The 12,916-nt window shown below is 71.9% G+C and carries 13 protein-coding genes; 9 read left to right on the top strand and 4 right to left on the bottom strand.

The features are described from left to right. The first annotated feature begins 61 nt into the window (after window positions 1-61). The 4 genes from AB0B58_RS21780 (at window position 62) to AB0B58_RS21765 (ending at window position 5,387) form a co-directional block, all read left to right on the top strand. Window positions 62-976, top strand: a complete 915-nt coding sequence (locus tag AB0B58_RS21780; protein ID WP_360226236.1) for an aminoglycoside phosphotransferase family protein — start codon at window positions 62-64, stop codon at window positions 974-976. 162 nt (window positions 977-1,138) lie between these two features. Continuing rightward, window positions 1,139-1,579 (top strand): pantetheine-phosphate adenylyltransferase, encoded by a 441-nt coding sequence (coaD, locus tag AB0B58_RS21775; RefSeq protein ID WP_360226233.1) that lies wholly within the window; start codon window positions 1,139-1,141, stop codon window positions 1,577-1,579. A gap of 181 nt (window positions 1,580-1,760) precedes the next feature. Beyond that, window positions 1,761-4,397 (top strand): bifunctional acetaldehyde-CoA/alcohol dehydrogenase, encoded by a 2,637-nt coding sequence (gene adhE, locus AB0B58_RS21770; RefSeq protein ID WP_360226230.1) that lies wholly within the window; start codon window positions 1,761-1,763, stop codon window positions 4,395-4,397. A 33-nt stretch (window positions 4,398-4,430) separates the two neighbouring features. Beyond that, window positions 4,431-5,387, top strand: a complete 957-nt coding sequence (locus AB0B58_RS21765) for a tyrosine-type recombinase/integrase (RefSeq protein ID WP_360226227.1) — start codon at window positions 4,431-4,433, stop codon at window positions 5,385-5,387. A 40-nt stretch (window positions 5,388-5,427) separates the two neighbouring features. Here the strand turns inward: AB0B58_RS21765 and AB0B58_RS21760 are convergent, their stop codons facing one another. After that, window positions 5,428-5,847, bottom strand: coding sequence for an organic hydroperoxide resistance protein (locus AB0B58_RS21760; RefSeq protein ID WP_360226224.1), 420 nt, complete (start codon window positions 5,845-5,847; stop codon window positions 5,428-5,430). Window positions 5,848-5,858: 11 nt separating this feature from the next. After that, window positions 5,859-6,305: a MarR family transcriptional regulator gene (locus AB0B58_RS21755; protein WP_360226221.1), complete on the bottom strand. Its 447-nt coding sequence runs from the start codon at window positions 6,303-6,305 to the stop codon at window positions 5,859-5,861. Window positions 6,306-6,392: 87 nt separating this feature from the next. On the opposite strand from AB0B58_RS21755, the gene AB0B58_RS21750 reads away from it, so the two are divergent. Then, complete coding sequence (locus AB0B58_RS21750) at window positions 6,393-6,887, top strand: GNAT family N-acetyltransferase (protein WP_360226218.1); 495 nt, start codon at window positions 6,393-6,395, stop codon at window positions 6,885-6,887. Here AB0B58_RS21750 and AB0B58_RS21745 read toward each other — a convergent pair. Further along, window positions 6,884-7,672, bottom strand: coding sequence for an endonuclease/exonuclease/phosphatase family protein (locus AB0B58_RS21745; RefSeq protein ID WP_360226215.1), 789 nt, complete (start codon window positions 7,670-7,672; stop codon window positions 6,884-6,886). The genes AB0B58_RS21750 and AB0B58_RS21745 overlap by 4 nt on opposite strands. A gap of 149 nt (window positions 7,673-7,821) precedes the next feature. Between AB0B58_RS21745 and AB0B58_RS21740 the strand changes: the two genes are divergently transcribed. Both AB0B58_RS21740 and AB0B58_RS21735 read left to right on the top strand, forming a co-directional pair. After that, on the top strand, window positions 7,822-8,289 hold the full coding sequence (locus AB0B58_RS21740) for a heme-degrading domain-containing protein (RefSeq protein ID WP_360226212.1): 468 nt from the start codon (window positions 7,822-7,824) through the stop codon (window positions 8,287-8,289). Between the two features lie 30 nt (window positions 8,290-8,319). Continuing rightward, window positions 8,320-8,715: a VOC family protein gene (locus tag AB0B58_RS21735; protein WP_360226209.1), complete on the top strand. Its 396-nt coding sequence runs from the start codon at window positions 8,320-8,322 to the stop codon at window positions 8,713-8,715. A gap of 51 nt (window positions 8,716-8,766) precedes the next feature. Here the strand turns inward: AB0B58_RS21735 and AB0B58_RS21730 are convergent, their stop codons facing one another. After that, on the bottom strand, window positions 8,767-9,207 hold the full coding sequence (locus tag AB0B58_RS21730; RefSeq protein WP_360226206.1) for an organic hydroperoxide resistance protein: 441 nt from the start codon (window positions 9,205-9,207) through the stop codon (window positions 8,767-8,769). 243 nt (window positions 9,208-9,450) lie between these two features. Here AB0B58_RS21730 and AB0B58_RS21725 point away from each other — a divergent pair, with 243 nt between their 5' ends. Together AB0B58_RS21725 and AB0B58_RS21720 are read left to right on the top strand one after the other, a co-directional pair. Further along, on the top strand, window positions 9,451-11,187 hold the full coding sequence (locus AB0B58_RS21725) for a hypothetical protein (protein ID WP_360226203.1): 1,737 nt from the start codon (window positions 9,451-9,453) through the stop codon (window positions 11,185-11,187). Beyond that, on the top strand, window positions 11,184-12,908 hold the full coding sequence (locus AB0B58_RS21720; protein WP_360226200.1) for a hypothetical protein: 1,725 nt from the start codon (window positions 11,184-11,186) through the stop codon (window positions 12,906-12,908). Before AB0B58_RS21725 ends, AB0B58_RS21720 begins: the two co-directional genes overlap by 4 nt. Window positions 12,909-12,916: the final 8 nt, after the last annotated feature.

Here is a 12,916-nt window from a genome sequence, read left to right as displayed (position 1 = left end):
AAACATACATGGTCATCACTGGCGACGCGGCCACCGTTCGATCACCACTATCGTGCACGCCATGCGGCCCGAGAGGATCACCCAGGCGCTCGGCCTGCCCGACCCCGTCGGCGAGCTGACGCCGCTGACCTACAGCAGCTCGCAGACCTGGACCCTGGAGACAACCGACGGCCGCGTCCTGCTCAAGCACCTGCCGCTGGACCGGCCGGCGGCGATGGCCTTCGAACGCAAGGCCCGGTCCGCCGCGATCGCCATGCCGACCCCGCTCGGCCACCCGGCACACGTCGACGGCATAGGCCTCACCCGCGCCTACGCCTGGATCGACGGCCGGCCGGTGGGGGAGAGCGACGACATCGCGGCCTGGCTGGGCGAGACCCTCGCGCGCCTGCACGCCATCGAACCCGCCGACCGGGCCGGACCCGACTGGTACCACCTGCACGACGAACGCTGGCACGACTGGCTGCACGCCGCCGAACGGCCCTGGACGCCGGCGCTGCGCGAGCACCTGCCGGACATCCTCGCCGCCACCGACTGGGTGGCCCGCGCCTTCGCCGATACGGCCGACCACGTGACGACCCACCGCGACATCGAGATCCACAACATCATGGTCACCGCAGCCGGCCCGGTACTGATCGACTGGGACAGCGCCGGCCCGGACAGCGCCGGCCTCGAAACCGCGCACGCGACCTATTCGCTCGCCACCCACCACAGGGCCGGACCCGACCGCGCCACGATCCGCTGCGTCCTCGACGCGTACACCGCCAACGGCGGCACCCGGCCCACCGGCACCGGCATCCTGGCCCGCAGGGCCGGAATCCGCCTCGGCCGCCTCGCCGAACGCCTGCGCATGTCGCTGGGCGAGGAGCCCGCCGGGCCCCGCGACCTCACCGGGATCGAAGCCCGCGCCGAGGCACAGATCCGCAGCATCCCGGCCTTCACCCGGGACCTCATCCGGTACGCCGACCTGTTCAGCTGAGCGGCATCCAGGATCCGGTCGCCCGCACCTGCAGCAGACCGGATCCGCCGAAGGGGACCGGCGTGCCCCTCCTCCCGAGGGGAGCCTATGGGCATTTGCCCGGACTATCGGCTTGTTCCCCTCGGCTGCCCGATCCGCCTGTCGAGCCAATAGCATGTGCCGGTGAGCGATCCCCGAAGCTCCAGGGCCGTCTATCCCGGAACATTCGACCCGTTCACCGACGGTCACCGGGATCTCGTCGACCGGGCGCGGCGCCTGTTCGAACACGTGACGGTGCTGGTCGCGGTCAACGATGAGAAGCGGCCCACCAGGACCGGCGCGGAACGCGCCCTGGACATCCGCGCCGTTCTCCCGGCGGACTGGGAGAACGTGACGGTCGCAGCCTGGAGCGGGCTGACCGCGGCCTACTGCCGGAAACACGGAGCCGGAGTGATCATCCGCGGCGTGCGGAACCCCGGCGACGCGGCGCGCGAGAATCAGCTGGCCGCCATGAACGAGACGCTGGGTGCCACGACCCTGTTCATGCCGGCCCGGCCCGAACTGGCGACGATCTCCTCGACCGCGGTCCGCGCGGCGAACGGCGGAGATTCACTCGAAAGTTGACCATGGAGGGTTGGTCGATAATTGACATTATGTCAAGTTGACGCCTCCGGGGCGGAGCCCGGCCCGCACGGCGGATAGCCGCGATCCAAGGACGCGGGCGCTCATCGGCGAGAAGAATCGGAACGTCAGCATCCAGCGGACGCGGGGGCGCCCGAACCCGGACGTGCCGAGGAGTTGCGCGATGAGCAACAAGACCCGTACAGATTCCGTCCCGGACCTCGATGGCGCCATCGACACCCTGGTGGGACACGGACTCAAGGCCCTCACGCACTACGAGGACTTCGATCAGGAACAGATCGACCACATCGTGGCCAAGGCCTCGGTCGCGGCGCTGCACCGGCACGCCGAACTGGCCCAACTCGCCATCGACGAGACCGGCCGCGGAATCTTCGAGGACAAGGCCGTCAAGAACATCTTCGCCTGCGAGCACGTCGCGAACAGCATGGCGAAGCTGCGCACGGTGGGCATCATCAGCCGCGACGAGATCAACGGCATCACCGAGATCGCCGACCCGGTCGGCGTCGTCGCCGGCATCACGCCGGTCACCAACCCCACCTCGACCGCGATCTTCAAGTGCCTGCTGGCCCTGAAGACCCGCAATCCGATCATCTTCGCGTTCCACCCCGCCGCGCAGCGGTGCAGCGTCGCCGCGGCCTCCGTCGTGCGCGACGCGGCCATCGCCGCCGGGGCGCCCGAACACTGCATCCAGTGGATCGAGGAGCCCTCGGTCGCGGCCACCACCGCCCTGATGCACCACCCCGGCGTCGCCACCATCCTGGCCACCGGCGGCAACAGCATGGTCCAGGCGGCGTACTCGGCCGGCAAGCCCGCGCTGGGCGTCGGCGCCGGCAACGTGCCGGCGTACATCGAGGCCGGGGCGAAGCTGGCCCGGGCCGTCAACGACATCGTGCTGTCCAAGTCCTTCGACAACGGCATGGTCTGCGCCTCCGAACAGGCCGCCATCATCGACGAGCAGGTGTACGAGGCCGCCCTCGACGAGTTCCGCACCCTGCACGCGTACCTGGTCTCCGGCGACGAGAAGCGCAAGCTGGAGGAGTTCATCTTCGGCGTGCCCGCGTACGGCACGAACTGCGGCGGCGCCAAGCTCAACGCCAAGGTCGTCGGCCAGACCGCGGCCTGGATCGCCGAGAAGGCCGGCTTCAACGTCCCCCCGGACACCTCCGTGCTGCTCGCCGAGGTCGCCGAGGTGGGCCCCAGCGAGCCGCTGACCCGCGAGAAGCTCTGCCCGGTGCTGGCCGTGCTGCGCTGCGGCTCGCGCGCCGAGGGGCTGCGCTACGCCGCCGAGATGGTCGAGTTCGACGGCCTGGGACACAGCGCGGTGATCCACACCGAGGACGAGCAGCTGGTCGAGGAGTTCGGCCAGCGGGTCAAGGCGGTCCGGGTGATCTGGAACTCGCCCTCCTCGCAGGGCGGCATCGGCGACATGTACAACGCGTTCCTGCCGTCGTTGACGCTGGGCTGCGGCAGCTACGGGCGCAACTCCGTGTCCAACAACGTGTCCGCGGTCAACCTGATCAACATCAAGCGGGTCGGCCGGCGCACCAACAACCTGCAGTGGTTCAAGGTGCCCTCGAAGATCTACTTCGAGCCGAACGCGATCCGCTACCTGGCCGACATGCCCGACGTCCGGCGCGTCACCGTGGTCACCGACGAGACGATGACCCGCCTCGGCTTCGTCGACCGCATCAACCAGGTGCTGCAACGCCGCCCGGAGGCGGTCTCGCTGCAGATCATCGACGACGTGGAACCCGAGCCGCGCATGACCACGGTCGACCGTGGCGCCGAGCTGATGCGCGACTTCCGGCCGGACACGATCATCGCGCTGGGCGGCGGGTCGGCGATGGACGCGGCCAAGGTGATGTGGCTGTGTTACGAGCATCCCGAGGTGGTCTTCGACGACATGCGGGAGAAGTTCTTCGACATCCGCAAGCGGGCGTTCGCGTTCCCCGCCCTGGGCGAGCGCGCCCGGCTGGTGTGCATCCCGACGACCTCCGGTACCGGCGCCGAGGTGACTCCGTTCGCGGTGATCACGGACCATCGCACCGGTAAGAAGTACCCGCTGGCCGACTATGCGCTGACCCCGACCGTGGCCATCGTCGACCCGGTGCTCACGGCGAGCCTGCCGCGGGTCATCGCCGCGGACAGCGGCTTCGACGCGCTGACCCACGCCATCGAGGCGTACGTGTCGGTCTATGCCAACGACTTCACCGACGGTCTGGCCCTGCATGCGATCCGGCTGATCTTCGCCAACATCGAGTCCTCGGTGAACGACGGCGACGCCGATGCCCGGGAGCGGATGCACAACGCCGGCACCATCGCCGGGATGGCGTTCGGCAGCGCGTTCCTGGGCATCGTGCACGCCATGTCACACACCCTCGGCGCGACCTTCCACATCGCGCACGGGCGTACGAACGCGGTGCTGCTGCCGCATGTCATCCGCTACAACGGGACCGTGCCGGCGAAGCTGACCGGTTGGCCCAAGTACGAGAGCTACCGGGCTCCGCAGCGTTTCGCCGAGATCGCCGCGATGCTCGGCCTGCCCGCCGGGTCGCCGTCCGAGGGTGTCGAATCGCTGGCCGGTGCGGTGGAGCGGCTGCGCGACGCGGTCGGCATCGAGGCGTCGTTCGCCGCGCTGGGCGTCGACAAGCAGGCCTTCATCGACGCGCTTCCGCAGCAGTCGATGAATGCGTACGAGGATCAGTGCGCACCGGCCAACCCGCGCATGCCGATGCTGGCGGACATGCAGCAGCTGATGCGGGCGGCGTATCACGGCACCGGTGCCGGCGAGGACCTGTAGCGCTATATAGGTGTTTCCTGCATAATATTCCTTATGCAGGACGAACAAGACATTCCGGTCAGCGCGCTGATCGAGGAGTTCCTCGGCGCCCGCGCCGTGCGCAAACCGTCCGAGCACACCCTCATGGCCTACCGCAGGGACCTCAACTCCATCCTCAAGGAGCTCGGCGAGAACGTCACTCTCGGTGACCTCTCCCCTAGGGCCCTGAGGTCGGCCTTCGCCGTCTTCGCGGCGGGCCGCGCACCCGCCTCGGTCTACCGGGCCTGGTCGAGCTGGAACTCCTTCTTCGGCTTCCTCGTCGTCGACGGCGTCGTGGCCGGCAACCCCATGCCCGCCGTGGGAAAGCCGAGGATCCCCACGCCCTCCCCCAAGCCTCTACGCGGCGAGGACACCCCGGAGCAGCTGCTGCGGGCGGTCAGCCAGAGCGACGAGCGCCAGCGCGATCCCTGGCCGGAACGCGACGTGGCGGTGGTCGCGCTGGCGCTGTGCGCGGGCCTGCGGCTGTCCGAGTTGCTGGCGCTGCGGACCGGTTCGCTGCTGGGCCGCCCGGGCGAGCGGCGCGTCGAGGTGGCGGGCAAGGGCGGCCGGCCGCGCGCGGTGCCGATCGAGCCGGAACTGGACGCCGTCGTCGACCGCTACCTGGAGAGCCGCCGGCTGCGGTTCGGGCGGGTGAGCCCGGCCGAACCGCTGTTCCTGGACCGCAAGGGCCGACCGCTGCAGCGCGGAGGCCTGCAGTACCTGGTGGAGTCCTGCTACCGCCGGGCCGGGATCACGGACCGGGTGCCGAGGGGCGCGCAGCTGCACGCGTTGCGGCACACCTTCGCGACCCGCCTGGCCGAGGACGGCGCGAACGCCTCGGAGATCATGCGGTTGCTCGGTCACGCGTCGCTGACTACGTCGCAGGGCTACATCGAGGTGACCGCGGCGCAGCAGCGCGCGGCGGTGCGGGCGAACCGCACCAACCGCGCGCTGGGTGACCTGGGCACCTGACCCCCGTCGCCACGTGCCGGGCCCTCGGTGTGCGTGCGGGTCAGGCGATGGTGAGCTTGACGTCGACGTTGCCGCGGGTCGCGTTCGAGTACGGGCAGACCTGGTGTGCCGTCTCGATCAGCGACCGGGCGGTGTCGTCGTCGAGGCCGGGCAGCTCGGCCTCGATGGCGACGGTGAGGCCGAAGCCGCCCTGGCCGTTGGAGCCGATGCCGACGTCGACGGTGATCGCGGTGTCGGTCAGGGTGATCTTCTTCTTGCCGGCGACGAGCTTGAGGGCGCTGTGGAAGCAGGCGGCGTAGCCGGCGGCGAAGAGCTGCTCGGGGTTGGTGAGCTGGCCGCCGGGGCCGCCCATCTCCTTGGGGACGGCGAGGTCGAGGTCGAGGACGCCGTCGCTGGAGCGGGTGTGGCCGCCGCGGCCGTCGCCGGTGGCGGTGGCGGATGCCGTGTAAACAGCCTGCATGGTGGTTCTCCCTAGTTGGCGGGGGTGGTTGCCGTGCCGCGGATGCGGCCGAGCAGGTGGTGCAGCTGGGTGAATTCGTCGACGCTGAGGTCGGTGGCGCAGGCGAGCCGTTCGGGCAGGTCCGCCACCCGGTCCCGCAGGGCGGTGCCCTGGTCGGTGGGGGTGATCCAGACGACGCGTTCGTCGTCGGTGCCGCGTTCGCGCCGGATGAGGCCCTGGGTTTCGAGGCGTTTGAGCAGTGGCGAGAGGGTGCCGCTGTCGAGGCACAGTGCGGCGCCGAGGTCGCGGACGGTGAGGCGGCCGCGGTGCCAGACGACGCGCATGGCGACGAACTGTGGGTAGGTGAGGCCGAGGGCGTCGAGGGCGGGCCGGTAGAGGCCGGTCATGGCCCGGGAGGCGGCGTAGAGCTCGAAGCAGATCATCTGTTCGAGTCCGGTGGTGTCGTCGGTGCCTGCCATGGCGGGAACGCTAGTGCACGATTAGTTTGTGCACAACCAATTGGGTCGAGAGGTGGCGTGCGACACGATCGCGCCTAGGATCCTCCGGTGATCCGTTTCGTGAAACTGCCGCCGGCCGCGCTGCGCGCGCTGATCGATTCCGACCTCGAAGCGGCGGGCGCCGCCGCGGGGCAGCCGCTGTCAGAGTTCATCCGGGACGAGAAGTGGCTGTGGGAGATCCGCAGCGAGCAGATCGCCCGGGATCCGGCGAGCGCGGAGTGGATCGCCCGGGTGGCGGTGGCCGAGCCCGGCTCGGTGGTGGTCGGGCACGCCGGCTTCCACGGCCCCCCGGACGCCGACGGGATGGTCGAGGTGGGCTACTCGGTGGATCCCGCGTACCGGCGGCGGGGTCACGCCAAGGCGATGCTGGCCGCGCTGATCGAGCGGGCGCGCACGGAACCGGGCGTACGGGTGGTCCGGGCGAGCATCAGCCCGGAGAACGCCGCCTCGCTGGCGACGATCGCCGGGTTCGGGTTCACGCAGGTCGGCGAGCAGTGGGACGAGCAGGACGGCCTGGAGCTGGTCTTCGAGCTCCCGGTCTAGCGCTTCGGCGGGTCGAGGTGCACGACCAGGGGCAGGTGGTCGGAGACGCCGACCGCCGGGGTGCGCACCTGCACGACCGGGCCGAGCGGCCCGGCGCCGCGCGGGTCGGCCAGGACGTGGTCGAGCTGGGCCCGCGCGTTGGTGCTCGGGTACGTGGGCCTGCGGGCCAGGGTGCGCCAGCCGGTGAAGGCGCGGATGGGCCCGGCGGGCAGGTTGAGGTCGCCGAGCAGGATGCGCGGCGCGGGCAGGCCGCGCAGCGCGCGCACGGCGGCGCGCAGCTGGCGCAGGTTCCAGCCCGGCACGAACGACAGGTGGGTGTTCGCGACCGTCATCGGCCCGGTGGGTGTGTCGACGACGGCGGCGATCATGACGCGGGGTTCGTCCTTGAGCAGGACCAGCCGCCCGCGTGGTCCGGGCGCCCAGACCGGGGAGCGCACGGGCGCCGCGGGCAGCTGGGTGATCTGCCAGCGCAGCACCGGCCAGCGGCTGACCAGGGCGATGCCGTAGAGCGGGTGGGCGTTGTCGTCGGTGGAGCGCCAGGGCTGCCAGGTCTCCCCCGGCGTGCCGACTACGGCGGCGGCGAAGCGGTGCACCTTCGCGCCGAGGGCCTCGGCCGCGATGGCGGTGAGGTCGAGCAGGCCGCTGCGGGGCTGAGCGCGGTCGACCTCCTGCAGGCCCAGGATGTCGGCGTCGAGGTCGGCGACCGCCGCGGCGACGCGTTCGGCGTGTACGTTGCCGTCGGAGAGTGACCTGCCGTGCAGCAGGTTGAAGGTGGCCAGTCGCACGGAATAAGACCCTAGCGGTGGATGAGGGGTGTCAGCTGTGTTCAAGGCGGTCTGCTGCGCGGCGACGGTGTTCGTGATCCTGGGCGTGCTGGGGATGTGGTTGCGCCGTAGCCGTGGTCGCGGCTGATCTTTGCCGGACAATGGTCGCCATGACCGACGACGATCTGATCGCCCGGCTCGAAGAGCACGAGCGGCGCCTCACCTTCACCCGGTTCGACAACGCGGACGCCTGGCATCTGGGCAGCCTGCTGGTGGACCTGGCGACCTCCCGGGACCTGCCGGTGGCCGTGGACATCCGCCGGGGAACCCAGCAGCTGTTCCATGCGGCGCTGCCGGGCAGCACGGCCGACAACGACGCCTGGGTCGCCCGCAAGGTGCGGGTGGTGGAGCGGTTCGCGGCGTCCTCGTACCTGGTGGGCCGGCGGCTGGCCGCCAAGGGTGTCGAGCTGGACGCGAAGTACGGGGTGGACCCCGCCGACTACGCCGCGCACGGCGGCGCCTTCCCGGTGCGGGTACGCGACGTGGGTGTCGTCGGGGTGGTGACCGTGTCGGGGCTCCCCCAGGGCGACGACCACGCCCTGGTGGTGGAGGCGATCGAGGCGTATCTCGATCTCTGAGCCGGGCGGGCGGCGACTATGCTGCCCGTCATGTTCGTGAATCCGGTTCGCCATATCACCATCGACGCGCATGACCCGTTCGCGCTGGCCACGTTCTGGGCCGAGGTCACCGGCTACGCGGTGGACGAGGAGTCCGAGAAGGACGACGACGAGGTGTTGATCGCCGCAACCGAGCCGGCCGCGCCCGGCATCCTGTTCATCCGGGTCCCGGACGAGAAGTCGGTGAAGAACCGGGTCCACCTGGACATCCAGCCCGCGACCGGCACCCGCGACGAGGCCGTCGACCGGCTGCTCGCGGCCGGCGCGACCGTGTACGAGGACCACCGCAAGCCCGGCGGCCTGGGCTGGGTCACCATGCGCGACCCCGAGGGCAACGAGTTCTGCGTCGAGCGCAGCGCCGGCGAGCGGGGCCTGCCCACGGCGTGAGGTCCCTGCGGGACGCGGGGCACGCCGCGTCCCGCAGCGCCGGCGGGCCGCTCAGTGCTCCAGCGACGCGCCGTTGACGGTGAGCGCGACGTTGATGTTGCCGCGGGTGGCCTTGGAGTAGGGGCAGATCTGGTGCGCGGCCTTGACCAGGCCGGCCGCCTGCTGCGCGTCCGGGATGGACGGCAGCGTGATGTCGAGCTCGACGGCGAGCTTGAGCTGCCCGCCCTCCTCCGGTACGAGCGAGACCTTCGAGTCGATGGTCGCGTCGTCGGCGTTGAGTGACATCTTCGGGCCGATCAGCGTGAGGGCGCTGCCGAAACAGGCGGCGTAGCCGACCGCGAACAGCTCCTCCGGGTTGGTGCCGCCGCCGGCGCCGCCGAGCTCCTTGGGCAGCCGGACGTCCAGGTCGAGCTCGCCGCTTGCCGTGCGCCCGTGACCGTTGGCGCGGCCGCCGGCGACGTGTGCCTCGGCGGTGTACGCGGGCTTTGTCATGTGTTTCCCCTCGATCGATCTCTTGTCCCATGTACGAAAGTCGATGCTATCGGTCGAATAAGTCGTAACAAGTGTCAGGAAATTGCGCGAGGGTTCGGCGCTCCGGCCGCGTAAAGCAATTGGGTGCGACCGCGAAATCCCTGGTCATGACATTTCTGGGACGCGTGAGGGTTCTGGGCCGCAGGACTCGTAATGGTAGTGCGAATCACCGTTGTCACTCCGTTTACATTGTCTGGAGAAGTCATGGCGGGTGCACGAACCGGATCACGCAGAAAACTGACCGCACGCCTCTCGATCGTCGTCCTGACCGCCGCGCTCGCCGGATTCGCGGGCAGCCGCCCGGCCGCCGCGACCGTCGACTGGGCCTCCAGTGTCACCGCCTCCGACGGCACCGTCTTCACCGTCACCAACCACCTCACCCCCGCCGCGTTCGGGCCCGGCCGCGAATGGCTGCTGGCCTGGGCCGGGCCCGCCGACCCGACCTCACCCGACTTCATGGCCGTCATCGACGCGACGAAGAACTCCCCCACCTACGGCGAGGTCGTCAACACCCTCACCGTCGGCCCCGGCCTGGGCAGCGAGCCGCACCACATGCAGTACGTCTGGCACAAGGGCGACTCGATCTTCGCGGGCGGGCTGCTCTCCGACACCACGCTGGTGCTCGACTCGAGCCGGCTGCCGGCGCTGAGCCTGCGCGGCGTCAACATCGCCAGTGACACCCCCTGCGGCTCGGCGCCCGACGCGTACTGGACGTTGAAGGACGGCAGCGCCTACGCGACGTACATGGGCGGGCCGAACGTCGCCGGGCCGTGCACGTACACCAACGGCGAGGTCCGCGTCGGCAACGGCTTCGCCGGCTCACCCGGCGAGATCGTGCACATCGGCGCCGACGGCCGCACCCTGGCCGAGATCCCCGCCGCGAGCGCCGCGAGCGAGGACCCGCAGCAGTGCGGCAGCGTGCCGCAGCTGGCCGTCGCGACCTGCGCCAACCCGCACGGCATCGCCGTACGCGAGGACCTGAACCGGATCGTCGCCAGCGACTTCCTCGAACCGCGCGACTTCCTGTCCCCGCAGGCCGCGCCCGAGGAGCGCCTCACCCGCAACACCGTGCGGACCTTCGACATCTCCGACCGGTCCAACGTGAAGCTCGCCTCCATCGGCACCCTGCCGATCGGCCCCCGCGCGGCGCTGGAGAACGACCCGTTCTGGGACGAGAGCCGGGTCGTGATGGAGACCGCCACCACCCACCTGCCGCACAACAAGGGCGCCTTCGCCGCCACCATGAACGGCGGCGCGGTGCACTACACGCCCGACATCACCGCCGCGAACCCGAAGTGGCGCGAGGTGTACGACGACACCGCCGCGTACCGCACGTTCCAGCCGGACCGCTCCGTGCGCGGCGGCGGCGACAACGCCAGCTGGATCTTCGTCAGCCCCGACGACAGGTTCCTGTTCCACGCCGTCATGGGCCAGTCCGTGCCGTACGGCGCGCCGCTGGACCGGACCACCGGCATGGTCTACGTCCTCGACATCCGCAAGATGCTCGCCGCCGGCACGAAGTACAAGTGCAGCATCGACAAGCTCAGCGAGGTGTTCCACGGCGGCGCCGAGCGTGACTGCCCGTCGCTTGTCGACGTCCTGCCGATCCGCGACGTCACCTCCGGCGGCCCGCACTGGGGCACGATCGACAACTTCGACCGGCGCGCCGACGGCACGTACCGGGAGACGAAGACCGCCGAGCGGATGGCGATCGCCAACTACTTCCTCGCCAACTCCTTCGGCGGCGACGGCGATCACCGGGTCTGCATGGTCACGGTGGGCCGCGGCGGGCACCTCGACGTCGACAACACCTTCCGCGACGAGCACACCGGCCAGCCGTGCGTCAGCTTCAACCGGGCGGACTGGCCGCACGGTACGCACGGCGACAGCCGGCCGCACGGCGTCCTGTTCGCGGTCAGCGACCGGCCGCTGCGTCGATGACCTCCACCCTGCAGGTGCTCGCCGACGTGGCGCACAGCCTCGCCGGCGAGCACCCCGGGCCCGACCCGCAGCTCCGGCCCGCCGCCACGTTCGGCCGGTTGCTGTTCCTCGGCGCCGGCGCCGCCACCGCGGGCCTGGCGCTGCTGCGCCCGCTGACCCCTCGCCCACGGCGGTACGCGGCCCGCGCGGTCGCCGCGCTGGCGGTCGCCGCCGGGCTGGCCACCATCCAGCTCGACGGCGCACCGGTGCTGCCGGTCCTGGCCACCGTGGCCGCGCTGCTGGCCGCGCACCTGAGCCTGGGCCGGCCCCGGCTCGCCCTCGCGGCGGGTGCCGTCGCCGCGGCGCTGCTCGCCGCCCGTACGACGGGCGACGCCGGAGTCGCCGGCGCCGTGCAGGTGCTCGCCGCCGCCGTCTGGCTCGGCGCCGCCGCGGCGGTCCGGCAGGCGGGCACCGCCGAGCGGGGCGCGCTGGCCGCCCGGCTCGCGCCGTGGCTGCTGCCGCCGGCGGCCGCCGCGGCCGCCGGCGGCGTCCAGCTGGGGCCGACCGCGTTCGGCCTGATCCTGATCGGCGAGGCCACCGTGGCGGTCGTGGTCGCGGCGTGCTGGCGCAGCACCGCCCGGCTCGGCGCCGCCGCGGTCGCCGCGCTGGCCGTGGCCGTCGGCGGCGGGACCGCGGCCGCGGCCATGCCGCCCGCGCCGGCGCCGCCCGCCGCCGGCGCGGTGGCCGGCGGCCCGCTGCTCACCCAGGTCGTGCTCACCGGGCGGCGCACCCCCGTCCTGGTCGTGCCGCAGCGGCCCGGCTGGAACCTCGTGCACGTCGGCGCGGAGCGGGCCGCCGTCGGCACCGACCGCGACGACCTCACCGCCGCGACCGCCCGCCCGGGCGCCACGCAGGGCTGGGCCCGGATCCGGCTGCCCGCCGGCCGCAGCCGGCTGTGGGTCACCGCCGGCGGCGACACCGCCGCGGTCGAGGTCGACACGACCGAGGGCGCCGGGCTTGCCGCCCTGGACGGCCCGGACGGCCCGGAATGCGCCGGCGCCGCCCTGGGCGCCCTGACCGGGGGTGCCACCACGCCCCTGACCGGCTGCCCCGCCGACCGGTTGAGCGACGAGGACGCCTCCGCGCTGCGGGCGACGGTGCGGTTCCTCGCCGGGCGCGGCGTCCGCGGCGTGGCGCTGAGCGGCGACGCGTCGCCGCGCGGCACCGCGGCGGCCGGCGAGGTCACCGCCGAGGCGACCCGCGCCGGCCTGGCCGTCGAACGGCCCGGAACCGGACGGGTACCACTGATCATCGTCTCCGGCTGGGCCGCCGCCGACCCGCTGCTGCGCGACGTCGGCGTCGGGCGTACCCCCGCCGAGGGCACCTACCTGGCGCCGTGGCTGCTCACCACCACCCTGCTCGACCACCCCGCCGGGCAGGTGCTGCCGCTGCGCTACGGACCCCGCGACCTCAACGCCGTGCGGTACGCCGCCGAACTCGGCGACCGCTTCCCCGGCGAGCCCGCCTCGGCCGCCGGCTACGCGAGCTGGCTCGCCGCCCGCCGCCTCACCGCCCGCGGCCCGCTGCGGCTGTACGCGGCCTCCCGGGTCTTCCTGCCCGGCGCACACGGGCCCGACCCCGCCGCCTCCGCACCCGCGCACGCCGCCCACGCGGCGGCGAGCTGGTTCCCCGGCGGCACGGTGGTCGCGGTCACCGGACCCATCACCGAACCCACCGCCTGATCGAGCCG

It is taken from the genome of Actinoplanes sp. NPDC049118 (genome assembly GCF_040648555.1).
Taxonomy (GTDB): domain Bacteria; phylum Actinomycetota; class Actinomycetes; order Mycobacteriales; family Micromonosporaceae; genus Actinoplanes.
Note: the sequence above shows the minus strand (reverse complement) of the source record. Positions and strands in the feature narration are given on the sequence as shown.